We start from the raw sequence: 24,163 nt of genomic DNA on the forward strand, positions 1-24,163 counted from the left end.
CATCGGCCAAACGAAATCGTTCCTTAAAACAAACGAAACATGAAATGAAGGGTTGTTTGCCGCAAATTGCGCGCGCTCACGGGATCGTTGATCCCGGTGGTGCACCTGTTTTTCCGGCGCCTGCCGCGACACGATCATGGGAAGCGAAGATCCTGCGAAACGCGTGCGCCGTACGGGCCGGCGCGAACGTTGAAGTTGATGTCGGATTCATTAGCCGGCAACCGAAAAATATCTGTCACATTGGCTCGAACATGCCGCTGTTCTGTGGTTCTGTTGCAGGGGCGGAGCGATTCTTTCGAGCTTCCGCGGGAAGATTCCATGCAGTCGACAATCGTGATGGTAAACCTGTTTGGGGCAGTGGCGCTGCTTCTCTTCGGCCTGTCCCTGGTCAAGGACGGGGTGACCCGTGCCTTCGGGGCGCGGTTGCGCGCCGGCCTCGCTCAGGGAACCGACGGCTCTCTCCGTTCCTTCGTGACCGGACTTGTCGCAACGCTTGCGCTGCAAAGTTCCACGGCGACGGCACTGATGACGGCATCCTTCGTGGAGAAGGGGCTTATCCGTTCGCGCATGGCGCAGATCGTCTTGCTCGGCGCCAATCTTGGCACCGCCATGACCGCCTGGATCGTGGCGACCGGCATCGAGTGGCTGTCGCCGCTCGTCATTCTCATCGGCGTGGTCTTGCACCGCGCCAGCCGGTCGAACGCCCGCCAGGGTCTGGGTGCTGCCTTCGTCGGCATCGGCCTCATGCTTCTGTCGCTGCATCTCTTGGGCGCGGCGACGGAGCCGATGCGCGACAGTCCGGCCCTTGGGGCCTTCCTTTCGATGCTCGACAGCGCCTGGCCGGTGGCGCTGCTCATTTCCGCGGGACTTGCCTTTGCGTCGTCGTCCAGCCTCGCTGTGGTGATGCTGGTGCTGTCGCTCTCGACGACAGGCATCCTCAGCGTCGGGCTGACCGTGGCGCTCGTGCTTGGCGCCAACCTTGGTGGCGCCGTTCCGCCTGTCATGGCGACGCTCGGTTCCGCGCCGTCGGCGCGCCGCGTCACCATCGCCAACCTCGTCGTTCGCGCCATTGGCTGCCTGATCGCGCTGCCGCTGACAGGCATGAGCGTGGAGTTTCTGCAGAGCCTGCCGCTGCCGCGCCAGAACCTGCCGGTCGACATTCATTTGGCCTTCAACCTTGCGGTCGCCATTCTTGCCTGGCCCTTCGCCGGATTGCTGTCGCAGCTGATGGCGCGGTTCATTCCGGACGGAGAGGCTGAGGAGACCGGCCCGCGCTATCTCGACGAGGGCACGCTGAATACGCCTGTCATGGCGCTTTCGGGTGCCACTCGCGAGGTCTTGCGTGTCGGCGATCTGGTCGAGGCGATGCTGATGCGCGCCGCGAACGCCTTCAACAACAACGATCTTTCGGACATCCGCGATATCGGCAAGTTCGAAAAACAGGTCGATCAGCTGCAGCAGGAGGTGAAGATCTTCCTGTCGCGATTGGGCCGCGATGGCCTCAGCGCCGACGACGGCCGCCGCTCGATCGTCATCATCGACTACGCCATCAATCTCGAACACATGGGCGACATCATCGAGAAGGGGCTGTGCGAGCAGATCGCGAAGAAGGTCAGCAACGGCCTGAAGTTCTCGGAGGAGGGCTATCAGGAGCTGAAGAGCCTCTTCAATCTGACCATCGACAATCTGCGTGTCGCGCAGACCATATTCGTCACCCGCAACGCCGATCTCGCCAAGCAGCTCATCGAGGTGAAGGTCAACGTGCGCCACATGGAAAAACGATCCGCCGAGCGCCATATCGAGCGGCTGCGCGACGGGCTGGTCCAGAGCCTGCAGACGAGCTCCCTGCATCTCGACATGCTCAGGGATCTGAAGCGCGTCAACGCGCATATCGCTTCCGTCGCCTATCCCATCCTTGAGGAAAACGGACTGCTGAGCGAGAGTCGCTTGCGGCCGGGCGCTTAGTTATCGGCGTCCGTCAGCCGCCGGCGTTGGCCGTAGGCTTCAGGCCGTTGCGGACAAAGGCGTCGTAGCAGCGGGTCAGCGTGATCCGGCTGTGTCCCGTCTGGAGGCTCGGCAGGTAGAGCGACAGCAGCGTCTGGTTGACGTTGGTCACCGGGCAGGTCGGTACCAGCGCTATGTCGGCAGCAGCGATGGCGGCGCGAACATCTTCATCCGGCGGCGGAATGGCGCGGAAGGGATCTGCGCCGATCGCGACATGCCGGGGCGCGCTGCGGTCCATCAGCCACGGAAAGGGATTGGTGAAGTCGATGTTGAAGATCGTTTCGAAGCGCAGGCCGTTCGAAACCTCGTAGGCCCTCAGCGCGTCGATCGCGTCGTCGACATTCATCAGCCATCCCGCCTGAAAATCGAAGTCGCTGTAGAGCAGGAACGACGGCAACTCGCCGGCCTTGGCGAAGGCGTCGAAAGCGGAGCGCTCGGTCGCGTAGATGGTGCGCAGGCGCTCGGCGCGCAGTGCCAGGATGGGCCGCACATTGACGGCGCCCAAGGTTTTGAGGTTGCGGCTTTCCAGCGGCACGTTGTTGACGGCCCCGATCCAGGCGCGAGCGCTCTTTTGCGCGACGGCCGTGACCGGCGGCAAGGCTGCCGCCAAGGCGAGAATGGCGACGGCGATTGCGGCGGGCCTTGTTTTGGCGGTCGCGACCTCGTCGATCGCGAGCTTGAGGAGCAGCGGCAACAGGAAAATGAACGCCTGACTGCCGGTGTTCTGGCTCTCAAAGATGATGCCGGCAACAACGAAGGCCGTCAGCCAGAAAACCGGCTGGTTGAACGTCCTGCCGATCGCCGCCATTGACGGGCTTTTTCCAAGTTGGCGCAGCGACTGGGTGAAGAACGAAAGGTGGCTTCCGAAAAGCACTAGGCAAAGCAGTCCGGCCGGGATCAAAAGGCCGGCATTGAGGGAGGCGGCCTGCAGCAGGCGCGGCAGCAAGCTGCCGTCATTGACGGAAAGCAGCGCCAGGATATCGGCAAGATAGGCGGAGACGCCGCCGAAGGCGACTTCGACGATGGCGAGGACAGCAATGACAGCAAGCCCGGCTGCAATAGCCGAGCGGAACGGCAGGCGTCCCGCAGCAAAGGCCATGAGGCACATGAGCGTGCCGGCAACCGCGCCGGTGATCTTGACGAAGAAGAGTGCCGCCATGGCGCCGGCGACCGTTGCGACGAGCAGCCGGCGATCGCGCACATGGACGAGTGCGGCAGCGAGCACATAGAGAAGCTGGCAGACCTGACGGTTGTAGATGCCGAAGCCGTCGGAGCCGGGGTAGGGGTAGAAGTCGCCGGTGTTGAACGGCAGCACCGAAAACACCAGGAACGGCAGCAGGATCGCATAGGCAAGTGCCGTCGAACGCTTCTGGACATCGACGACCACCAGCGCGATCAGCGGTCCCGTGGCGAGAAGCAGACACCAGCTTGCCAGGAGCAGCGGCTGGCCGTGCGGAAAGATGCCCTGCAGGCCGGTGAAGAGATAGTAGCCGAGGGCGCCGACTGGGGTGAAGAAATCGACCGACGGGATCTGGCCGTCGCGGATGCGGTTGGCAGCATCGAGATAGAGATAGTGGTCCCAGAACATCGGGCCGATCGGCTGCGGGATCGTGAAGCTCAACAGAACCGCGAGTACGCCAAGCACAAGGGCCAGCAGCAGAAGCGGAGATCGGGCGAGAAGGACAACCGCGCCGGTAGGCTTTGCCGGTGTGTCGATGTCAGTGCGGCTGTGCATTGCGGCTTGATCCCCCGAAGGAGCGATGCACCCGCACGGTTTTGCTGACACAGGCTCCGCGCCTTCTTATGCCATCATCCGGTTTTAAGCCGGTTAATGCGACGTGATTGTGAGAATTATGCTTCTCGCAATATGTTGCTGCTAGCACCGCGCCGAATCGAACGGCGATTTTGTACTTGAGCCGATTCCGATCTAGGAATTGTGCAGAGGGCGTTAGCCTGGAAGAGACCAAGGAGAGATATATGGAACGGACGTGCCTGGCCATCGTTTTGGCTGCGGGTGAAAGCACGCGGATGAAATCGTCCATGTCGAAGGTGCTGCATCCGGTGGCCGGCCGGCCGATGATCGCCCACGTCGTCGAGGCGCTCGCAAGTGCTTCCATCTCCGATATCGCTCTCGTCGTCGGCCGCGACGCCGACGCGGTCTCGGCCGCCGCCGACATCGGCGGCGTGTCGGTTTCCTCCTATCTGCAGAAGGAACGGCTCGGCACCGGTCACGCGGTGCTTGCGGCCCGCGACGCCATCGCAAAGGGTTACGACGACATTCTCGTCGTCTTCGGCGATACACCGCTGATCAAGCCGGAGCCGCTTAGGGCCGCCCGCGAGGGACTTGCAGCCGGCAACGAGGTCGTGGTGATCGGCTTCGAGGCGGCAGATCCGTCGGGCTACGGCCGCCTGATCGTCAAGGACGGCGCACTGCTCGCCATTCGCGAGCACAAGGACGCAACGGAAGAAGAGCGCCGCATCACCTATTGCAACGGCGGCCTGATGGCGATCGACGGTCGCAAGGCGCTCGACCTTCTCGGCCGTATCGGCAACGCCAACGTCAAGGGCGAGTACTACCTGACCGACCTCGTGGAGATCGTTCGCGAGATCGGCGGGCAGGCGATTGCCGTCGAGGCCCCCGAAGAGGAGCTGACCGGCTGCAACACCCGCGCCGAACTCGCCTTCATCGAGCGTCTGTGGCAGCAGCGTCGTCGTCACGAGCTGATGCTGTCGGGCGTCTCTATGATCGCGCCGGAAACCGTGTTTCTCGCCTGGGATACCGTGCTGGAGCAGGATGTCCTGGTCGAGCCGAATGTCGTCTTCGGTCCGGGCGTGCGCGTCGAAAGCGGCGCGATCATTCACGCCTTTTCGCATGTCGAGGGTGCGACGGTGCGCGCCGGTGCGACGGTCGGCCCTTATGCACGCCTGCGCCCGGGGGCAGATCTCGGCGAAAAATCCAAGGTCGGCAATTTCTGCGAGGTCAAGAAGGCGGAGATCGGCGCCGGCGCCAAGGTCAATCACCTGACCTATATCGGCGATGCCTTCGTCGGCGCGGGCACCAACATTGGCGCTGGCACGATCACCTGCAACTACGACGGCGTGAACAAGCACGAGACGCGGATCGGCGAAAATGCCTTCATTGGCTCGAATTCGTCGCTGGTTGCGCCGGTGACGATCGGTGACGGCGCGCTGGTTGCTTCCGGCAGTGTGATCACCGAAGACGTGCCGGCCGACGCCGTCGCCTTCGGCCGCGCGCGCCAGGAAATCAAGCCCGGCCGGGCACGGCTGCTGCGTGAGCGCTACCAGGCGGTGAAGGCGGCCAAGAAGGCGGCGAAGGCTGGCGGCTAGGCCTATGATGCCCGTGCGCTGACGCGTGCGGGCGCCGAGCACTTCGGATTGTCGCACGCCCCTTGGATCGGGTTGGATTCGCGGGAACATGCGGCGGCGTTAAACATTGAAATCGAAAGTGAAATCGGGGCGGATTGCCTCGATCCGCAAATGCTTTACCAAGGCAGCGCGCCGGGCGGCATTTTTCGCCCTCGTTGAACAGGGGCGCCGATCACGGCGCGGGGACGAATTCGGAGACGACTATGTGCGGTATTGTAGGCATCGTTGGCAACCAGCCGGTATCGGAACGACTGGTCGATGCGCTGAAGCGCTTGGAGTACCGCGGCTATGATTCCGCCGGTGTCGCCACCGTCATTGGCGGCAAGCTGGAGCGCCGGCGCGCCGAAGGCAAGCTCGTCAATCTGGAGATCAGGCTGCGCGAAGAGCCGCTTGCCGGCACGATCGGCATTGCCCACACCCGCTGGGCAACCCATGGCGCGCCGACCGAACGCAACGCGCATCCGCACTTCACCGACGGCGTCGCCGTCGTGCACAACGGCATTATCGAAAACTTTGCCGCGCTGAAGGACGAGCTGATCGCCGGCGGTGCCAAGTTCGAGACGGATACCGACACCGAGGTCGTCGCGCATCTGCTCTCCAAGTTCCGGCGCGACGGGCTTGGCCGGCGCGAGGCCATGCACGCGATGCTGAAGCGCGTCACCGGCGCCTATGCGCTGGCGGTGCTTTTCCAGGACGATCCTTCGACGATCATGGCGGCGCGCAACGGCCCGCCGCTTGCGATCGGTCACGGCCGCGGCGAGATGTTCCTCGGCTCCGACGCGATCGCGCTTGCGCCCTTTACCAACGAGATCACCTATCTGATCGACGGCGACTGGGCGGTGATCGGCGCGAATGGCGTGCATATCTTCGATCTCGACGGCAACGTCGTCGACCGGCCGAAGCAGCTCTCGACAGCGGCCGCCTACATGATCGACAAGGGCAACCACCGGCACTTCATGGAGAAGGAGATCTATGAGCAGCCGGAGGTGATCGCGCACGCGCTCAGCCACTACATCGACTTTGCCGGCAACCGCATCAAGGCGCTGCCGGGCACGATCGATTTCGCCAAGGTTCCGAGCCTTGCGATTTCCGCCTGCGGCACTGCCTATCTCGCCGGTCTCGTCGGCAAGTACTGGTTCGAGCGTTATGCCCGCTTGCCGGTGGAAATCGACGTTGCGTCCGAGTTCCGCTACCGCGAGATACCGTTGTCTTCGCAGGCGGCCGCGCTGTTCATCTCGCAATCCGGCGAAACCGCCGATACACTGGCGTCGCTGCGCTATTGTAAGGAACTCGGCCTGAAGATTGGCGCCGTGGTCAACACCCGCGAATCAACGATCGCCCGTGAATCCGACGCGGTCTTCCCGATCCTTGCCGGCCCGGAAATCGGCGTCGCCTCGACCAAGGCCTTCACCTGCCAGCTCGCCGTGCTGGCTTCGCTCGCGATCGGCGCCGGTCGCGCCCGCGGCACGGTGAGTGCCGAGGAAGAGCAGGTCCTGGTTCGTTTTCTCGCCGAAATGCCGCGCATCATGGGCCAGGTGCTGAACGCCGTTCAGCCGAAGATCGAGCTTCTGTCGCGCGAGCTGTCGAAGTGCCGCGACGTCCTCTACCTCGGCCGCGGCACCAGCTTCCCGCTGGCGATGGAAGGGGCGCTCAAGCTCAAGGAGATCTCCTATATCCACGCGGAAGGTTATGCCGCCGGCGAACTGAAGCATGGACCGATCGCGCTGATCGACGAGAATATGCCGGTCATCGTCATCGCCCCGCACGACCGCTTCTACGAAAAGACCGTTTCCAACATGCAGGAAGTGGCGGCCCGCGGCGGCCGGATCATTCTCATCACCGACGAGAAGGGTGCTGCCGCTTCCAAGCTCGAGACCATGGCAACGATCGTGCTGCCTGATGTCGACGAGGTCATCGCGCCGATGATCTTCTCGCTGCCGATCCAGCTGCTTGCCTATCACACCGCGGTGTTCATGGGCACCGACGTCGACCAGCCCCGCAACCTCGCCAAATCGGTGACCGTCGAATGATCTATGTCCGGCATGAGCGCCCGGGAGATGAGAAGGCGATCCGCGACGTCACCGCGGCCGCCTTTGAGGGGCATCCGCACAGCGACCAGAGCGAGCCCCTCATCATCGAGCGGCTGCGCGAGGCCGGCGCGCTGACCGTCTCGCTTGTCGCCGAGATGAACGAGGAAATCGTCGGGCACATCGCCTTTTCGCCGGTAACGCTCGACCCGGCGGAAAGCGGCTGGTTCGGGCTCGGTCCGGTCTCGGTCAAGCCGGACGTTCAGGCCCAGGGCATCGGCAGGCAACTTATCCTCGAGGGCCTCGAATGGCTGCGGGCGGAAGGCGCCTCGGGCTGCGTCGTCGTCGGGGATCCGGCCCTCTATCAAAAGTTCGGCTTCCGCAACGAATCGGCTCTTGTATTCCCCGGTTGTGCGCCGCAATATTTCATGGCGCTGGCTCTTTCCGGCGCGATGGCGGCCGGCACGGTCGCCTATCATCCGGCCTTCGGCGTCGAGTGAGGTTGAGACGGAAGAAGCATGACGGAACATTCCAAACGCGGCTATATCGCGACGCGGCTGCGCAATTACTTTCTGACCGGCTTGATCATCTGTGCGCCGGTGGCGATCACCGTCTGGCTCGTGCGCACCTTCATCGATTGGGCCGACGGCTGGGTTAAGCCCTATCTGCCGAACTTCTACAATCCGGATACCTATTCGCCGGTTGCCATTCCCGGCTTCGGCCTGCTCGTCGCCATTTTCGTGATCACCTTCGTCGGCTTCATGACCGCAAACCTCGTCGGTCGGTCGATCGTCAATCTCGCCGAGTCGCTCGTCAATCGCACCCCGCTGGTCCGCACGATCTACAAGTCCACCAAGCAGATCTTCCAGACGGTGCTGCAGGAGCAGTCGTCCTCTTTCAAGAAGGCCGGGCTGATCGAGTATCCGAGCCCGGGCATCTGGTCGCTGGTGTTCATCGCAACGGATGTGAAGGGCGAGATCGCCTCGAAATTCAAGGAACGCGGCATGGACATGGTGGCCGTCTTCCTGCCGCCGACCCCGATCCCGACGGCGGGTTTCCTGCTCTTCATCCCGCGCGACAAGATCATCCCGCTCGACATGAGCGCGGAGGACGCGGCCAAGCTCCTGATCTCGGGTGGCCTCGTGACCCCCGACCAGAAGCCGCTCGCCAACGCCCCCTTGAAAATCACCCAGCAAGAGACTGCCTGACGCCTAGAGCGCCGTGCGTTCCGACGAACGCACAAAGGATGCTTTAGCCGGCGCGCAGGAAACGGATGGCCTCGTCACGGCGGTAGAGATAGAGCAGCGTGCGGAGCGCTTCGCCGCGCTCCGAGGTGAGGTCAGGATCCCGCTCGATCACGTAGGCGGCGTCCTTGCGCGCGATTTCGAGCAGATCGCCGTGCGCTTCGAGGCTGGCGATGCGGAAGCCGGGCGTGCCTGATTGGCGCGTGCCGAGCAACTCGCCTTCGCCGCGCAGCTTCAGGTCCTCCTCGGCGATGAGGAAGCCGTCCTCGCTGTCGCGCAGGATCGAGAGCCGGGCACGGCCGGTTTCGCCGAGCGGACCCTTGTAGAGCAGGATGCAGGTGGATGCCTCGTCGCCACGGCCGACGCGGCCGCGCAGCTGGTGAAGCTGGGCAAGGCCGAAGCGTTCGGCATGCTCGATCACCATGATCGTCGCGTCCGGCACGTCCACGCCGACTTCGACGACGGTGGTCGCAACCAGCAGGCGGATCTCGCCGTTCTTGAAGGCGAGCATGACGGCGTCTTTTTCCGCGCCGTTCATGCGGCCGTGCACCAGGCCGACATTGTTGCCGAAGCGTTTGGCAAGGCTCTCGTATCGTTCTTCGGCCGACATGACATCGACGGCTTCGGACTCTTCCACGAGCGGGCAGATCCAGTAGGCCTTCTTGCCCTCGCGTAATGCGGCGTCGAGCCGATCGACGATGTCGCCCACACGTTCAGTCGGGATCGTCACGGTCTGGATCGGCTTTCGTCCGGCGGGCTTTTCGGTGAGCTTCGACACATCCATGTCGCCGAAGGCGGCAAGCACGAGGGTGCGCGGGATCGGTGTTGCGGTCATGACCAGCATATGCGGCGAGATGCCCTTGGCGGTCAGGCGCAGGCGCTGGTGAACGCCGAAGCGATGCTGTTCGTCGACGACGGCAAGCGTCAGCTCCTTGTAGCTCACCGTATCCTGGAAAAGCGCATGCGTGCCGATCACCATCCGGGTCTCGCCGGAGGCGATCCGTTCGACAATGGCGTCGCGTTCCTTGCCTTTCGTGCGGCCGGTTAGAACGTCGATGGCGATGCCGGCAGGGGCGGCCATTCTGGCAAGCGTCGCATGGTGCTGGCGTGCGAGGATTTCGGTCGGCGCCATCAGCACTGCCTGTCCGCCGGATTCGACGGCTGCCAGCATGGCCATCAGCGCCACCATCGTCTTGCCGGAGCCGACATCGCCTTGCAGCAGCCGGAGCATGCGGTCAGTCCCGGCCATGTCCTTCAGGATGTCGGCGATTGCCGTCGACTGGCTGTTCGTCAAGGAAAAAGGAAGGGCGTCGATGACCGGACGAGAAAGCGCGCCGGTCGCGTGAACCGGTACTCCCGCGACTTTGCGCAGGCGCTGGCGAACGAGAGCCAGGGACAATTGCCCGGCGAGAAACTCGTCATAGGCAAGGCGGCGGCGGGCGGGGGCCTGCGGATCGAGGTCGGTCGCGTCGCGCGGATCGTGCAGCGCGCGAAAACTCTCGGCCGCGGTGCCGAAACCCTGCTTCGTCAGCAGCGCATCGTCCATCCATTCCGGCATTTCCGGGACGCGGGCGACGGCTGCCTCGATCGACTTACGCAATATCCTTGGTGAAAGTCCTGCCGTCAGCCCGTAGACCGGCTCGACCAGCGGCAGGTTTTCCGCCTCGCTGGCCCGAACCGCATAATCCGGGTGAACCATGGACGGGCGGCCGTTGAACCAATCGACCTTGCCGCTGACGATGACCGTCTCGTCGACCGGCAGCGATTTTTCCAACCAGTTGCCCTTGACGCGGAAATAGGTGAGCGCCAGTTCCCCGCTCTCGTCATGCAGGAAGACGCGATAGGGCAGGTTGGGCTTGCCGCGCGGCGGCGGCTGGTGGCGATCGACCCGACCGGTGATGGTGACGATCACTCCTTGCGGCGCGTGGGCGATGCCCGGCTGCTGGCGCCGGTCGATCAGCGAATGCGGCGCGTGAAAAACGAGGTCGACCACCCGGCAGTCCTCGATCGTCTCGCGACCGAGCAAACGGGCATAGAGTTCGCCGATCTTCGGGCCGATGCCTGGAAGCGTGTCGAGCGGAGAGAAGAGCGGATCGAGCAGGGTGGGGCGCATGGCGATGAAATTGCGACGATAATTCGGGCTTTGGCAAGGCTGACAATCGGCTATTCAGAGTTTATAGAGCCGTTGACGACAAACCGTACCCCAAAGCCTTGCGCGTTCGTCCGAGTGTGCGGGCGTCATCGCGGGCGGCAGGAAGGAATTTCCCATGACCGGAATCTCTCGCACCAGCGCCGATCTCGATCCGCGTCGACGGCGGATCCTGTTTCGCGCCTGGCATCGCGGCATTCGCGAGATGGATCTGATCCTCGGGCAGTTTGCCGAAGCCGAGCTCTCGACGCTTTCTGAAGCACAACTCGATGAACTCGAGACGATCATGGGCGAGGAAGACAACGATCTCGTCAAGTGGATCATCGGCGAACAGCCGGTGCCGGCTCGCTATCAGACGCAGATGTTTCAGCGCATCGCTGCCTATCGTCCGGATTTCGACAAGCTTCCCGAAGAGATGAAATAGACCGATGATGCTGGCTGGCCTTGATCCGAAGAAGATTGTCGAAGCACAGCGAGAGATCACGATCGGGCCGGTCCCTTCCGGTGCCGAGGCGCTGATCCTTGCCGAGTTGGCCCGTGCCGGCCAGCCGGTCGCCTACATTCTTTCGGACGGCCAGCGGATCGCCGATCTGGAACAGGTCCTCTCATTCGTCGCGCCCGACATTCCGGTGCTGACGCTTCCCGGTTGGGACTGCCTTCCCTATGACCGTGTCTCGCCGAGCGCCGACACCTCGGCACGGCGGCTGGCGGCGCTGAGCGCCTTGATTGCGCACAAGAAGAAGCCGCATGCGGCGATCGTGCTGGTGACGGTCAACGCGGCCCTCCAGAAGATCTCGCCGCAGGACGTGATCCAGAGCCTGGCGTTCTCGGCTCGTCCGGGCAATCAGGTGCGCATGGACGACATCGCGCTGCGGCTGGAGCGCAACGGCTTCGAGCGCGTTGCGACCGTGCGCGAGGTTGGAGAATACGCGGTGCGCGGCGGCATCCTCGACGTCTTCGTGCCCGGAAGCGGCGAGCCGCTGCGCCTCGATTTCTTCGGCGATACGCTCGAAACCATCCGCTCCTTCGATCCGGCAAGCCAGCGTACCACCGGTCAGGTCCGCTCCCTCGATCTCAATCCGATGAGCGAGGTGTCGCTGACGCCCGAGACGATCAGCCACTTCCGCAAGCACTACTTATCGCTGTTCGGCGCGACGACCCGCGACGACGCGCTTTACCAGGCTGTCTCCGAAGGCCGGCGTTATGCCGGCATGGAGCATTGGCTGCCGCTGTTCTATGACGGGCTGGAGACGGTCTTCGACTATCTCGACGGCTTCCGTATCGTCACCGATCATCTGGCGCGCGAGGCCGCGGCCGAGCGCTCGAAGCTCATTCTCGACTATTACGACGCCCGTCTGGCCTCGGCGTCTCCGGGCAAGTCGCAGGCCACCCAGGGCACGCCCTACAAGCCCGTTCCGCCGGAACTGCTTTATCTGAGCGCGCAGGGCTTCAACGCCGGCCTGAGCTCACGCGATGCCATTCGTCTGTCGCCTTTCAACGAGCACGAGGGCGAGGCCCGCCAGGTGGTCTCGGTCGATGCGCGCCAAGGCATGCGCTGGGCGAAGTCGGCGGGCGAGGGCGAAGCCGAAAGCGAACGCGTCAACGTCTTCGATCAGGCGGTCAAATACATCGCCGAGCGGCGCTCGAAGGGCGCCAAGGTGGTGATCTCAGGCTGGAGCGAAGGCTCGCTCGACCGCCTGCTCCAGGTGCTTGCCGAACACGGTCTCGGCAACGTCAAGCCGATCAAGGCGCTGGCCGAGGTCAAGTCGCTGAAGCCGGGTGAAGCGGCCGCGGCCGTGCTCAGTATCGAGGCCGGATTCGAGACAGGTGATCTCGTCATCATCGGCGAACAGGACATTCTCGGCGACCGCATGGTCCGCCGCTCGAAGCGGCGCAAGCGCGGTGCCGACTTCATCGCCGAGGTCGCCGGCCTCGACGAGGGCAGCTATGTGGTGCACGCCGAACACGGCATCGGCCGTTTCGTCGGCCTGCGCACCATCGAGGCAGTCGGCGCGCCGCATGATTGCCTCGAGCTCGTCTATGCCGACGATGCAAAACTGTTCCTGCCGGTCGAAAACATCGAGCTTCTGTCGCGCTACGGCTCGGAGGGTACCGATGCGATCCTCGACAAGCTCGGCGGCGTTGCCTGGCAGGCGCGCAAGGCCAAGCTCAAGAAGCGGCTGCTCGATATGGCTGGCGGCCTCATCCGCATCGCTGCCGAACGCCATACGCGCCGCGCGCCGGTACTGGCCGCGCAGGACGGCGTCTATGACGAGTTTGCCGCCCGCTTCCCCTATGAAGAGACCGAAGACCAGTTGAACTCGATCGAGGCAGTGCGCGAAGACCTCGGCAGCGGCCGTCCGATGGACCGCCTGGTCTGCGGCGACGTCGGCTTCGGCAAGACCGAAGTGGCGCTTCGTGCCGCCTTCATTGCCGCCATGAACGGCGTGCAGGTCGCGGTCGTCGTGCCGACGACGCTGCTTGCCCGTCAGCATTTCAAGACCTTTTCCGAACGCTTCCGCGGCCTGCCGATCCGCATCCAACAGGCATCCCGTCTCGTCGGCTCCAAGGAACTGGCGCTGACGAAGAAGGAAGTGGCCGATGGCAAGACCGATGTCGTCGTCGGCACCCACGCCCTGCTCGGCACGTCGGTCAACTTTGCCAATCTCGGCCTCTTGATCATCGACGAAGAGCAGCACTTCGGCGTCAAGCACAAGGAGCGGCTGAAGGAACTGAAGTCGGACGTCCACGTCTTGACGCTTTCGGCAACGCCGATCCCGCGCACGCTGCAACTGGCGCTGACGGGTGTCCGCGAACTGTCTTTGATCACGACGCCGCCGGTCGACCGCATGGCGGTGCGTACCTTCATCTCGCCCTTCGACGCGCTGGTGATCCGCGAAACGCTGATGCGCGAGCATTATCGCGGTGGCCAGAGCTTCTATGTCTGCCCGCGGCTGAGTGATCTCTCGGAGATCCATGATTTCCTGAAGTCCGACGTTCCGGAACTTAAGGTGGCGGTTGCCCACGGCCAGATGCCGGCGACCGAGCTCGAAGACATCATGAACGCCTTCTATGACGGGCGTTACGATGTGCTTCTGTCGACCACGATCGTCGAATCCGGTCTCGACGTGCCGACGGCCAACACGCTGATCGTACACCGCGCCGACATGTTCGGTCTTGCCCAGCTCTACCAGCTTCGCGGCCGCGTCGGTCGCTCGAAGGTGCGCGCCTTCGCGCTGTTCACGCTGCCGGTCAACAAGACGCTGACGGGCATGGCAGAGCGCCGGCTGAAGGTGTTGCAATCGCTGGATACGCTTGGCGCCGGCTTCCAACTGGCGAGCCACGACCTCGATATCCGCGGCGCCGGAAACCTGCTGGGCGAAGAACAGTCGGGCCATATCAAGGAAGTCGGCTTCGAACTTTACCAGCAGATGCTCGAGGAAGCGGTCGCCGAACTCAAGGGTGAGGAAGAGATCCACGACACCGGCTGGTCGCCGCAGATTTCGGTCGGAACGCCGGTCATGATCCCGGAACACTACGTGCCGGACCTGCATCTGAGGCTCGGTCTCTATCGCCGGCTCGGCGAACTGACGGACCTCAAGGAGATCGACGGCTTCGGCGCCGAGATGATTGATCGCTTCGGCCCGCTGCCGATCGAGGTCCAGCACCTCTTGAAGATCGTCTACATCAAGTCGCTCTGCCGCACGGCAAATGTCGAAAAGCTCGATGCCGGGCCGAAGGGCGTCGTCGTGCAGTTCCGCAACAAGGAATTCCCGAACCCGGCGGCACTCGTCGGCTACATCGCCAAGCAGGGCACGCTTTCGAAGATCCGGCCCGACCAGAGCATCTTCTTCCAGCGCGAACTGGCGACACCGGAAAAGCGCCTGTCGGGTGCAGCAATGGTGATGACCCAGCTCGCCGGCCTGGCGAAGTAACAAAAAACCGTACTGCCGCGTGGTGCGGCAGTACGGTCAAGGTCTGTCGAAGCAGATCTGTTTCGGATCGTCGCGCGATCAGTTTGGCTCGCCGCTCGCCTTCATCTCGGCGATTTCACGCACCGCATTGGTCAAGACGTCGACCGATTGCGCGCCCATCACCGCATATTGTCCTTCGAGGATGAAGCACGGAACACCGGTCACGCCCATTTCGCGGGCCATGCCGACTTCCTCCTTGACCGCGTCCTTGTCGGCATCGGAACCAAGCAGTGCTGCAATGACGGGGCGGTCGAGGCCGGCCTGCTCGGCGATATCGAGAAGCACGGCGTGGTCGCCGATATTGCGGCCTTCTTCGAAATTGGCCTTGAACAGCAGGCCGACGACCGCCGACTGCGCTTTCTCGCCGTTGGTTGCGGCCCAGCGGACTAGCCGATGAGCGTCAAGCGTGTTCGGGCTGATCTTCACCGCATCGAAATCGAACGCGATGCCGTCGGCATTGCCGAGTTCGCGCAGCGTGTCGTGAGCGCGGTCGACGGCCGCCTGGCCGCCGAGCTTCTCGGCAAGATGCCGCTTGTGATCGATCCCCTCGGGCGGCAGGTCGGGATTGAGCTGGTAGGGGCGCCAGTTGACCGTGACAAGCACGTCCGGAACGTTGGCAATCGCCTGGTCGAGCCGGGCCTTGCCGAGATAACACCAGGGACAAACGACGTCCGAGACGATATCGATGCTGACGGTTTGCATGGTGTGGGTGCCTTTCCTTTTTCCGGTATGACGGCGAGATAAGCCGGTTTGACCCGGCTTTCAATGCGTTACCAAAAGGGAACCGACCCTCTATTGCGCGTCTTGATCCCACCAGGTCGGAAGCTGGTAGCCGTAGAGCGGCATCACGTCCGGCCGGCCGATATGCTTGCGCCGCGCCACCCACTGGGCGTCGAGGTGGTAGAGCGGCACCAGGTAGGAGTTGTTGACGAGCAACCGGTCATGCGCGCGCACGGCCGCGGTGAAATCTTCGCTCGTGCGGGCCTGCAGGATGTTGTTGACCATCCGATCGACGTCCTTGTCGGCGACGCCGGCGAAGTTGTCGCTGCCTTGCCGGTCGCGGGCCTGCGAGGTCCAGCGCCCGGCCTGCTCGATGCCGGGTGACAGCGTTGAGGGGAAGGATTTGATGATCACGTCGTAGTCGAAGGACTGGCTGCGCTGCTGGTACTGCGAATCGTCGACAGTGCGCACGGTCGCCTGGATGCCGAGAGGGGCGAGAAACCGCTGGTAGGCGAGCGCAATTTTTTCCTGGCCGGCATTCTGACTCATGATCTCGAAGGCAAGCGGCTTGCCCTGCGGATCGACCATCTTGCCGTCCTTGATCTGATAGCCTGCCTCGCGCATCAATGAGACGGCGACACGCAGCACGTTACGATCGCGGCCGGACGCGTCGGTCACCGGCAGACGGTAGGTGCCGTCGAGGATCGCCGGGTTGATTCGATCGCGGGCGTCGCCGATCAGGCCGAGTTCTCGGTCGTCGGCCGGTGCGCCGAGAAAGCTCAGCGTCGAGTTCTGCCAGTAGCTCTGGGTGCGCGTGTAGGCGCTGTCGAAGAGGTTCTTGTTGACCCACTCGAAGTCGAACACCAGCGCCAGACCCTGACGGAGCTTCAGGTTGTCGAACATCGGCCGGCGGGTATTGAAGACAATCCCGAGCATGCCCGACGGCGTCTTTGGCGTGAAGGTTTCCTTGACGACGTCGCCGGAGCGTACGGCCGGGAAATCGTAGCCGCGCGCCCATTTGGTGGCGCTGCCTTCGGGATAGATGTCGATCTCGCCCTTCTTGAAGGCTTCGAACAGCGAGTTCTCCTGGAGGAAATACTCAACAGAGATCTCGTCGTAATTGTCCTGGCCGACCTTCGAGGGCAGGTCCTTCGCCCAATAGTCCGGGTTTCGCTTGTAGACGATGCGCTCGCCCGGCTTCACTTCGGCCACGCGATAAGGGCCGGAGCCGAGCGGCGGATTCAGCGTTGTCTGGTCGAAGGTTGCGAGGTCGATGGCATGTTTCGGCAGCACCGGCGACAGGCCGAGCAGCAGCGGCAGCTCACGGTCGGCATCCTCGGTGAAGGTGAAGCGCACGCTGCGCTCGCCGATTTTCTCGAGTTTCGCCACCTTGGCCATGCGGTTGCTGAAGGGGACACGTCCCTTGTCGCGCAGCAGCTCGAAGCTGAAGATCACGTCCTCGGCGGTCACCGGCTGCCCGTCGGCCCAGCGAGCCTTCGGGTTGAGATTGAACTGGATGAAGGTCCGGTCGTCGTCCCACTCCACGGTTTCGGCGAGCAGGCCGTACATGGTGAAGGCCTCGTCGCGCGAGCGCTGCATCAGCGATTCGTAGACGAGGTTGCCGTATTCCGGATCCCACATGCCGCGCGCGGTCGTGCGCATGCTCTTCAGGATGAAGGGATTCAGGCTGTCGAAGCTGCCGACGACGCCGTAGGAGATCTTTCCACCCTTTTTTACGTCCGGATTGACGTAGGGAAAGTTCTTGAAATCGGCAGGCAGCGCCGGCTCTCCGTGCATGGCAATCGCATGCACAGGAGCGGCTGCCGCAGCAGTGCCGAATGAAGTGGTGGTCAGGATCAGCGCCAGACCAGAAAGAATTGCACGCAAGGTCACCTCCCGTGAGGGGTATCAACAGGCCGATTCCCCGAACGTTACCAATGCCGACGGATGAATCCAACCGATCCGCGGTCCAAATTCCGCCCAGTATGAAGTCAAAAAATGACAGGAAACACTGGATAATCGAAGCGAGCCAATGTAACAGGTGTTTCCGGAAACGGGGTCATGCATTTGCCTTATTTGGCCAACAGGACAACGGCGGCTGACGATACTCACCTGCGGAACAACTGTTCCGTTACCGGATTTCAGGAGACGGAATCACAATGATGTTCAAGTCGAATATTGCAAAACGTTCGGGCATGGCAGCGCTGGCGCTCACTGTAGCTGCTGCGGGCGTTCCGAGCGTTGCGTCTGCACAGCAGGCTGGCGGCAAGCCGCCGCAGGGCTGGTTCAAGGTTTGCACCAAGCAGGAAGACAACGATGTCTGCATCGTTCAGAACCTGCTGACCGCCAACAACGGCCAGCTCGTGACCGCTGTCGGCCTCATCACCGTTTCCGGCAAGGTCAACCGCAAGATCATGCAGGTTTCGGTACCGTCGGCGCGCCTCATCCCGACCGGCGTTCAGATGCAGATCGACGGCGGCAAGCCGGTCAAGCTCGACTACGCCATCTGCATGCCCGACAAGTGCGTTGCCGAAGCGCCGCTTTCCGACCAGCTGATCGCCAGCCTGAAGAAGGGCAATGAGGTCGTCTTCACCTCGGTCAACTTCCAGCGCGCTCCGAACCCGATCAAGATGGCCCTCACTGGCTTCACCGGTGTCTACGACGGCGAGCCGATCGAGCAGTCGCAGCTCGAAGAGCGTCAGCGCCTGCTGCAGGAAGAAATGCAGAAGAAGGCCGAGGACGCACGCAAGAAGCTTGAAGAAGCCCAGAAGGCTGCCAAGCAGAACTAAGCGGTCCTCCGCAAACGCATAAAGAAACGCCCGGACCTCGCGGTCCGGGCGTTTTCATTTGTTCGAGAGCGAAGCGGCCTCAGTGGCGGAACGTCGCCTTGGGCCTGTAGTGACCGACGCCATCCTTGTCGAACAGGGCATCGACTTGCGCGTGGCGCATCGGCCGGTCGCTGTCGTCGAATTCCAGGTTCTGCTCGGAGACGTAGGCGACATACTCGCTGTCGTCGTTCTCGGCGAACAGGTGATAGAAGGGCTGATCCTTGCTTGGGCGGATCTCCTGCGGAATGGCGTTCCACCACTCCTCGGTGTTGGCGTATTCCGGGTCGACGTCGAAAATGACGCCGCGGAACGGGAAAACCCGATGGCGAACCACCTGTCCGATCTCGAATTTGGCGTTTCTCTGTTTCATGACGCAACACATCCTTTCAGGAGATTATCTGGGTTGGCGAACCCAAAACATCAATAGGGACTTCCCTTCTGCCCTCCGTCGATCGATCTCGCCATGCGTGTCCCGCGAACGCGCAAAAGTTGTTGGCAACATAATATCACACAATTCGACGGTTTCGTGCCGCTCCCTGCGCGGTAGCGCTTGCAATCCGTGCGCTCCAACGAAAAGGCCGGCGGCTCCTTCTAGGGAGCCGCCGGCCCAAAGCACGGCTTGAACCGGTGGTCGATGCCGCCGGTCGCACGGTCTTAGACCGAGTAGTACATGTCGTACTCGACCGGATGCGGGGTCATTTCGAAGCGCATGACTTCCTGCATCTTCAGTTCGATGAAGGAATCGATCTGGTCGTCGTCGAACACGCCGCCAGCCGTCAGGTACTTGCGGTCCTTGTCGAGGCTTTCCAGCGCTTCGCGCAGCGAGCCGCAGACGGTCGGGATCTTCTTCAGTTCCTTCGGCGGCAGATCATAGAGATCCTTGTCCATCGCCTTGCCCGGGTGCAGCTTGTTCTTGATGCCGTCGAGGCCGGCCATCAGCATGGCTGCGAAGGCGAGGTAGGGGTTGGCGGTCGGATCCGGGAAGCGGACTTCGACGCGCTTGGCCTTCGGGTTGGTGCCGAACGGAATGCGGCACGAAGCGGAGCGGTTGCGCGCCGAGTAGGCGAGGAGAACCGGAGCCTCATAGCCCGGGACGAGACGCTTGTAGGAGTTCGTCGACGGGTTGGTGAAGGCGTTCAGCGACTTGGCATGCTTGATGATGCCGCCGATGAAGTAGAGGCAGCTTTCCGACAGGCCGGCATATTCGTCGCCTGCGAAGGTCGGCTTGCCGTCCTTCCAGATCGACAGGTGCACGTGCATGCCCGAGCCGTTGTCGCCGAAGATCGGCTTCGGCATGAAGGTTGCCGTCTTGCCATAGGCATTGGCGACCTGGTGCACGACGTACTTGTAGATCTGCATCTTGTCGGCGTTGCGAACGAGCGCGTCGAACTTGACGCCGAGCTCGTGCTGGGCGGCCGCCACTTCGTGGTGGTGCTTCTCAACCGTCACGCCCATCTCGGACAGGACCGTCAGCATTTCGGAGCGCATGTCCTGGCAGCTGTCGATCGGCGGAACCGGGAAATAGCCGCCCTTGACGCGCGGGCGGTGGCCGAGGTTGCCGGTCTCATAATCGGTGTCGTCGTTCGACGGCAGTTCCGAGGAGTCGAGCTTGAAGCCGGTGTTGTACGGGTCGGCCTTGTACTTGACGTCGTCGAAGACGAAGAATTCGGCTTCCGGGCCAACGAAGACGGTGTCGCCGATGCCGGATGCCTTGAGGTAGGCTTCGGCCTTCTTGGCCGTGCCGCGCGGGTCGCGGTTGTAGGATTCGCCCGAAACCGGATCGAGAATGTCGCAAATGATGACCATCGTCGACTGCGCGAAGAACGGGTCCATATGCGCTGTTTCCGGATCGGGCATCAGCACCATGTCGGACTCGTTGATGGCCTTCCAGCCGCCAATCGAGGAGCCGTCGAACATGACGCCATCGGCGAACATGTCTTCGTCGACGCAGACCACATCCATCGTTACGTGCTGCAGCTTACCCTTGGGATCGGTAAAGCGCAGGTCGACGAACTTGACGTCGTTGTCCTTGATTTGCTTCAGAATATCGCTTGCAGTCGTCATTTGCCGTTATTCCCTGTGTGAGATGACGAGGATTTGAAAAGAACCGGGCCGAACGGCCCGTGATGTCAGATGGCGTCGAGGCCGGTTTCGCCCGTGCGAATACGGATGACTTCTTCCACATTGGAAACGAAAATCTTTCCGTCACCAATGCGGCCGGTTTGCGCGGCGTTGCGGATCGCCTCGATGACGGCCTCCGCGTTTTCATCCGCCAGCACCACTTCGACCTTTACCTTCGGCAGGAAGTCCACCACGTATTCGGCGCCGCGATACAGCTCCGTGTGACCCTTCTGCCGCCCGAAGCCCTTGGCTTCCGTGACGGTGATACCCTGCAGGCCGACTTCCTGAAGGGCTTCCTTCACTTCGTCGAGCTTGAAGGGCTTAATGATCGCTTCGATCTTTTTCATGAGAAAATGTCTCTCCGCTTCTCCCTTGATAGCAGGATCATGCCCGCTCGCCCTGAATATGCACGTTGCATGCCAGTTTTTCTGCGAAAATCTGTCAGAACGACAAAAAATCTGCTGCCGGCGCGCCGATTACAGGATTTCCATGCCTTACGCGGGGTGCGATCTGCCTATTTTTTATGATTTCCGATCGAAAGATGCCCGCTTCTTGCAGAGTCCCCACATCATGGCAGACGTGAAGCTTGTTATTTGAGCAACAATTATGTGCAAATGCATTATTTTAAGGCAATCATGGTGTTAAGGCTGAGGCCTTGCTTCACGCGCGCGGGCATGGATAAGTCTGGGGCATGCGCTCCGACCTTCAGCACCTGTTGATCACGCCCGCCGAAATGACGGCAATCGACCAGGCGGCGGCCCAATCCGGCATCGATAGCTTCACGCTGATGCGCAACGCCGGACTGGCGGTAAGCGCTGCGGCCCTGCGGTATTTTCCGGAAGCGCACCGCTTCGTCGTGCTCTGCGGCCCCGGCAACAATGGTGGCGATGGTTACGTTGCCGCCCGCGGCCTTGCCGAAAGCGGGGCGGATGTCGCGGTGTTCGTGCTGGGCGATCCCGCCAAGCTTCAAGGCGATGCTGCGCGCGCCCGGGCAAACTGGAGCGATCCCGTCGCACCACTTTCTGCCTACGAACCGCAGGCCGGCGATGTCGTCATCGATGCGCTCTTCGGGGCGGGCTTGTCTCGCGACCTCCCGGACGACGTCATTCACCTTATCGAACGGGTCAATGCCAGTGGCGTTCCGGTCGTTGCGGTCGATCTGCCGAGCGGCATCGACGGCCGCACGGGCGAGGTCCGGGGCGCCGCCTTTGCCGCCCGCCACACCGTCACGTTCATGGCGCCAAAGCCCGGTCACTGGCTTTTGCCCGGGCGGTCCCTCTGCGGCACGCTCGAGGTGTTCGACATCGGCATTCCCGCGCGCATCCTGCGCGCCGGTGCAGGTTCGCTGCACCTCAATGCGCCGTTCCTCTGGGCGGGCTGGGGCGGCGACCTGGCAGCCTCGACGCATAAGTTCAAGCGCGGGCATCTGGTGGTTTTCTCAGGCGACCGCCAGGCGACGGGCGCGGCGCGTCTGTCGGCTGCGGCGGGCCTTGCGGCCGGCGCCGGCCTTGTCACCGTCGCCTCTGGCAACGCTGCACTCGACATCAATGCGTCGCATCTGACGGCGGTTATGGTCAAGGAGATCGACGGCAAGCGGGAGCTTACCAAATGGTTGCAGGACCAGCGCCTGGGCAGCTTCGTCCTTGGGCCGGGCTTCGGCATCGGCAAGAAGGCGAGGGACTTTGCGCTTGCACTCTGCGATCGCGCGCTGGTGCTTGACGCCGATGGCATCACCTCGTTCCAGGCAAATCCCGGCCAACTTTTCGCGGCACTGGCGAAAGGCGGGGGCCAGATGGTCATGACGCCGCACGACGGCGAGTTCGCCCGTCTCTTTCCTGATATTGCCGGTGACGACGGGCTTTCGAAGATCGAGAAGGCGCAGGCTGCGGCGCGGGCGAGCCACGCGGTGATCGTCTACAAGGGTGCCGACACCGTCGTTGCCGCGCCGGACGGACGGGCGGTCGTCAACAACAATGCGCCACCGTGGCTGGCAACCGCCGGATCGGGGGACGTTCTTGCCGGCATCGTCGGCGCGCATCTGGCGAAGGGAATGCCGGCTTTCGAGGCGGCCGCAGCTGCAGTCTGGCGCCATGGCGCAGCCGGCGCCAAGGCAGGGCCTGGCTTGACTGCCGAAACGCTGATCGGCGCAATACCGCCGATCAGCTGATCGAAAACTCACGGACCGAAAGTCGCCTCCCGAGAAGGGGCACCGGGTCCGGAAGGAAGATACGGGCTATTAGCCGCGCGTGCCCTTGGCGATCGGCTCCTGATAGGTGAAGCCCATGTCCCAGGGGAAATAGATCCAGGTGTCCTGGCTGACCTCGGTAACGAAGGTATCAACCAGCGGCCGGCCCTTCGGCTTGGCGTAGACGGCGGCGAAATGCGCCTTCGGCAGCATGGCGCGGACTTCCGCGGCAGTCTTGCCGGTGTCGGTCAGGTCGTCGACGATCAGTACGCCTTCACCGCCGCCCTCGGCGATTTCGGGGGCGATGCCCTTCAGCACCTTCATCTGTCCTTGAGAATCGTAGTCGTGATAGGAGGCCACACAGACAGTCTCGATCATGCGGATGTTGAGCTCGCGGCAGATGATCGCCGCCGGAACCAGGCCGCCGCGCGTGATGCAGACCATGGCGCGCCATTCCTGGCCATTGTCGGCGAGCCGCCACGCAAGCGCGCGGCAATCGCGGTGGAACTGGTCCCAGGAAACGGGAAAGGCTTTATCGGGCAGCGACATGGGTGGGCTCCGGCTTGTCTAAACGAGGGTAAGGCGAAGCGTCCGGCAGATCGGGCAGGCGGGAACGCGTCATCCTGATTTGCCGACATGCAATAACGGCATTGAGGCCTTGAGTGCAAGGGCTTCGCGCTATCCCTTTGCCCGCGCGTCGGCGATTGCCTGGATCATCGCCTGCACATCCGCTTCCGCTGCCGCAAGGGCTTCCGGATCGCGGGCGCGCACGACGATATCCGTCGAGAAGGTCTTGCCGTCGAATTTCGGGTAGGAGCCGATGCTCGTTTCCGGATGGTTCTTCTGCACTTCGGTCAGCGGGCTGCCGATGTCGCCTTCGCCGAAGGGCGAGCGCACGGTGCGCGAGAGGAGGGGCGAACCGACGTTGAGACCGGGCAGCAGAGCATCGAGCATAGCCTGGAAGACCTGTGGCACGCCGGCCATCACATGCACGTTGCCAATGGCGAAACCCGGCGCCGTCGATACCGGGTTCGGGATATGACGTGCGCCGAGCGGCATGCGCGCCATGCGTTTGCGCGCGTCGGTAAACTCCATGTTGCGGCGCTCGTACATGGCGCCGAGCAGCGCCATCGCCTCCGGCTCGTAGATGCATTCGACGCCGAAGGCGCGCGACACGGCGTCGGCGGTGATGTCATCATGAGTCGGGCCGATGCCGCCGGACGTAAAGACGTAATCGTAGCGGCTGCGCACTGCATTGATCGCCTCGACGATCGCCACCTCGTCGTCGGCGACGATCCGCACTTCCTTGAGGTCGATACCGACCATGGTCATCATGTCGGCGAGGTGGCCGATGTTCTTGTCCTTGGTACGCCCCGAGAGAAGTTCGTCGCCGATGGCGACCATGGCGGCAGTGACGACTTTTATGCTGCTCATCGGGTGATCCTGTTTGTTTAGTTAGTTATTTAACAGTGATTTATTATTGTTCACATTGCGAGAACAGTCTGTTTCCCGGACGGCTCCTGG

18 protein-coding genes are annotated in these 24,163 nt (G+C 62.7%); 9 read left to right on the forward strand and 9 right to left on the reverse strand.

The genetic code is table 11. From position 1 onward, the window contains the following. Positions 1 to 318: 318 nt before the first annotated feature. The gene (locus L981_RS20600) at positions 319 to 1,965 is read left to right on the forward strand and encodes a Na/Pi cotransporter family protein (RefSeq protein WP_043620323.1); all 1,647 of its coding nucleotides are present in this window, start codon (positions 319 to 321) and stop codon (positions 1,963 to 1,965) included. A 13-nt stretch (positions 1,966 to 1,978) separates the two neighbouring features. Here the strand turns inward: L981_RS20600 and L981_RS20605 are convergent, their stop codons facing one another. Beyond that, a complete protein-coding gene (locus L981_RS20605) occupies positions 1,979 to 3,739 on the reverse strand; it encodes a hypothetical protein (RefSeq protein WP_043620327.1) in 1,761 nt (586 codons plus the stop codon). A gap of 242 nt (positions 3,740 to 3,981) precedes the next feature. On the opposite strand from L981_RS20605, the gene glmU reads away from it, so the two are divergent. The 4 genes from glmU to L981_RS20625 all read left to right on the forward strand — a co-directional run bounded on the left by glmU (position 3,982) and on the right by L981_RS20625 (position 8,626). Next, on the forward strand, positions 3,982 to 5,352 hold the full coding sequence (gene glmU, locus L981_RS20610; protein WP_043620329.1) for a bifunctional UDP-N-acetylglucosamine diphosphorylase/glucosamine-1-phosphate N-acetyltransferase GlmU: 1,371 nt from the start codon (positions 3,982 to 3,984) through the stop codon (positions 5,350 to 5,352). 242 nt (positions 5,353 to 5,594) lie between these two features. Continuing rightward, positions 5,595 to 7,421 (forward strand): glutamine--fructose-6-phosphate transaminase (isomerizing), encoded by a 1,827-nt coding sequence (gene glmS, locus L981_RS20615; protein WP_043620331.1) that lies wholly within the window; start codon positions 5,595 to 5,597, stop codon positions 7,419 to 7,421. Next, entirely contained in the window at positions 7,421 to 7,918 is a 498-nt protein-coding gene (locus L981_RS20620) for a GNAT family N-acetyltransferase (RefSeq protein WP_043620505.1), read from the forward strand. The genes glmS and L981_RS20620 overlap by 1 nt, the downstream gene beginning before the upstream one ends. A gap of 18 nt (positions 7,919 to 7,936) precedes the next feature. After that, a complete protein-coding gene (locus L981_RS20625; protein ID WP_043620334.1) occupies positions 7,937 to 8,626 on the forward strand; it encodes a DUF502 domain-containing protein in 690 nt (229 codons plus the stop codon). A 43-nt stretch (positions 8,627 to 8,669) separates the two neighbouring features. On the opposite strand, the gene recG is transcribed toward L981_RS20625, so the two are convergent. Then, positions 8,670 to 10,775: an ATP-dependent DNA helicase RecG gene (recG, locus tag L981_RS20630; RefSeq protein ID WP_043620337.1), complete on the reverse strand. Its 2,106-nt coding sequence runs from the start codon at positions 10,773 to 10,775 to the stop codon at positions 8,670 to 8,672. A gap of 154 nt (positions 10,776 to 10,929) precedes the next feature. Here recG and L981_RS20635 point away from each other — a divergent pair, with 154 nt between their 5' ends. Then, the gene (locus L981_RS20635; protein ID WP_043620340.1) at positions 10,930 to 11,235 is read left to right on the forward strand and encodes a succinate dehydrogenase assembly factor 2; all 306 of its coding nucleotides are present in this window, start codon (positions 10,930 to 10,932) and stop codon (positions 11,233 to 11,235) included. 7 nt (positions 11,236 to 11,242) lie between these two features. After that, positions 11,243 to 14,746 (forward strand): transcription-repair coupling factor, encoded by a 3,504-nt coding sequence (gene mfd / locus L981_RS20640; RefSeq protein WP_043620507.1) that lies wholly within the window; start codon positions 11,243 to 11,245, stop codon positions 14,744 to 14,746. A gap of 78 nt (positions 14,747 to 14,824) precedes the next feature. Here the strand turns inward: mfd and L981_RS20645 are convergent, their stop codons facing one another. Together L981_RS20645 and L981_RS20650 are read right to left on the reverse strand one after the other, a co-directional pair. Beyond that, the gene (locus L981_RS20645; RefSeq protein WP_043620343.1) at positions 14,825 to 15,487 is read right to left on the reverse strand and encodes a DsbA family oxidoreductase; all 663 of its coding nucleotides are present in this window, start codon (positions 15,485 to 15,487) and stop codon (positions 14,825 to 14,827) included. A gap of 90 nt (positions 15,488 to 15,577) precedes the next feature. Continuing rightward, the gene (locus L981_RS20650; protein WP_082006102.1) at positions 15,578 to 17,392 is read right to left on the reverse strand and encodes an extracellular solute-binding protein; all 1,815 of its coding nucleotides are present in this window, start codon (positions 17,390 to 17,392) and stop codon (positions 15,578 to 15,580) included. 272 nt (positions 17,393 to 17,664) lie between these two features. On the opposite strand from L981_RS20650, the gene L981_RS20655 reads away from it, so the two are divergent. Next, on the forward strand, positions 17,665 to 18,294 hold the full coding sequence (locus L981_RS20655; protein ID WP_043620346.1) for an invasion associated locus B family protein: 630 nt from the start codon (positions 17,665 to 17,667) through the stop codon (positions 18,292 to 18,294). Positions 18,295 to 18,373: 79 nt separating this feature from the next. On the opposite strand, the gene hspQ is transcribed toward L981_RS20655, so the two are convergent. The 3 genes from hspQ to L981_RS20670 form a co-directional block, all read right to left on the reverse strand. Continuing rightward, positions 18,374 to 18,703, reverse strand: coding sequence for a heat shock protein HspQ (gene hspQ, locus L981_RS20660; protein ID WP_034791060.1), 330 nt, complete (start codon positions 18,701 to 18,703; stop codon positions 18,374 to 18,376). A gap of 284 nt (positions 18,704 to 18,987) precedes the next feature. Further along, positions 18,988 to 20,397, reverse strand: a complete 1,410-nt coding sequence (gene glnA / locus L981_RS20665) for a type I glutamate--ammonia ligase (protein ID WP_034791062.1) — start codon at positions 20,395 to 20,397, stop codon at positions 18,988 to 18,990. A gap of 65 nt (positions 20,398 to 20,462) precedes the next feature. Next, positions 20,463 to 20,801 (reverse strand): P-II family nitrogen regulator, encoded by a 339-nt coding sequence (locus L981_RS20670; RefSeq protein WP_003528058.1) that lies wholly within the window; start codon positions 20,799 to 20,801, stop codon positions 20,463 to 20,465. A 344-nt stretch (positions 20,802 to 21,145) separates the two neighbouring features. Between L981_RS20670 and L981_RS20675 the strand changes: the two genes are divergently transcribed. Next, on the forward strand, positions 21,146 to 22,621 hold the full coding sequence (locus tag L981_RS20675; protein ID WP_043620353.1) for a bifunctional ADP-dependent NAD(P)H-hydrate dehydratase/NAD(P)H-hydrate epimerase: 1,476 nt from the start codon (positions 21,146 to 21,148) through the stop codon (positions 22,619 to 22,621). A gap of 69 nt (positions 22,622 to 22,690) precedes the next feature. Here the strand turns inward: L981_RS20675 and gpt are convergent, their stop codons facing one another. After that, entirely contained in the window at positions 22,691 to 23,188 is a 498-nt protein-coding gene (gene gpt / locus L981_RS20680) for a xanthine phosphoribosyltransferase (protein ID WP_043620356.1), read from the reverse strand. A gap of 129 nt (positions 23,189 to 23,317) precedes the next feature. Then, a complete protein-coding gene (locus tag L981_RS20685; RefSeq protein WP_043620358.1) occupies positions 23,318 to 24,073 on the reverse strand; it encodes a competence/damage-inducible protein A in 756 nt (251 codons plus the stop codon). Positions 24,074 to 24,163 lie beyond the last annotated feature (90 nt).

Source organism: Ensifer sp. ZNC0028 (genome assembly GCF_000799055.1).
Classification (GTDB): Bacteria; Pseudomonadota; Alphaproteobacteria; order Rhizobiales; family Rhizobiaceae; genus Ensifer.

Coding starts and splice junctions, on each gene's coding strand:
- L981_RS20600 (WP_043620323.1), top strand. CDS start 319: ATGCAGTCGACAATCGTGATGGTAAACCTGTTTGGGGCAGTGGCGCTG.
- L981_RS20605 (WP_043620327.1), bottom strand. CDS start 3,739: ATGCACAGCCGCACTGACATCGACACACCGGCAAAGCCTACCGGCGCG.
- glmU (WP_043620329.1), top strand. CDS start 3,982: ATGGAACGGACGTGCCTGGCCATCGTTTTGGCTGCGGGTGAAAGCACG.
- glmS (WP_043620331.1), top strand. CDS start 5,595: ATGTGCGGTATTGTAGGCATCGTTGGCAACCAGCCGGTATCGGAACGA.
- L981_RS20625 (WP_043620334.1), top strand. CDS start 7,937: ATGACGGAACATTCCAAACGCGGCTATATCGCGACGCGGCTGCGCAAT.
- recG (WP_043620337.1), bottom strand. CDS start 10,775: ATGCGCCCCACCCTGCTCGATCCGCTCTTCTCTCCGCTCGACACGCTT.
- L981_RS20635 (WP_043620340.1), top strand. CDS start 10,930: ATGACCGGAATCTCTCGCACCAGCGCCGATCTCGATCCGCGTCGACGG.
- mfd (WP_043620507.1), top strand. CDS start 11,243: ATGCTGGCTGGCCTTGATCCGAAGAAGATTGTCGAAGCACAGCGAGAG.
- L981_RS20645 (WP_043620343.1), bottom strand. CDS start 15,487: ATGCAAACCGTCAGCATCGATATCGTCTCGGACGTCGTTTGTCCCTGG.
- L981_RS20655 (WP_043620346.1), top strand. CDS start 17,665: ATGATGTTCAAGTCGAATATTGCAAAACGTTCGGGCATGGCAGCGCTG.
- hspQ (WP_034791060.1), bottom strand. CDS start 18,703: ATGAAACAGAGAAACGCCAAATTCGAGATCGGACAGGTGGTTCGCCAT.
- glnA (WP_034791062.1), bottom strand. CDS start 20,397: ATGACGACTGCAAGCGATATTCTGAAGCAAATCAAGGACAACGACGTC.
- L981_RS20670 (WP_003528058.1), bottom strand. CDS start 20,801: ATGAAAAAGATCGAAGCGATCATTAAGCCCTTCAAGCTCGACGAAGTG.
- L981_RS20675 (WP_043620353.1), top strand. CDS start 21,146: ATGCGCTCCGACCTTCAGCACCTGTTGATCACGCCCGCCGAAATGACG.
- gpt (WP_043620356.1), bottom strand. CDS start 23,188: ATGTCGCTGCCCGATAAAGCCTTTCCCGTTTCCTGGGACCAGTTCCAC.
- L981_RS20685 (WP_043620358.1), bottom strand. CDS start 24,073: ATGAGCAGCATAAAAGTCGTCACTGCCGCCATGGTCGCCATCGGCGAC.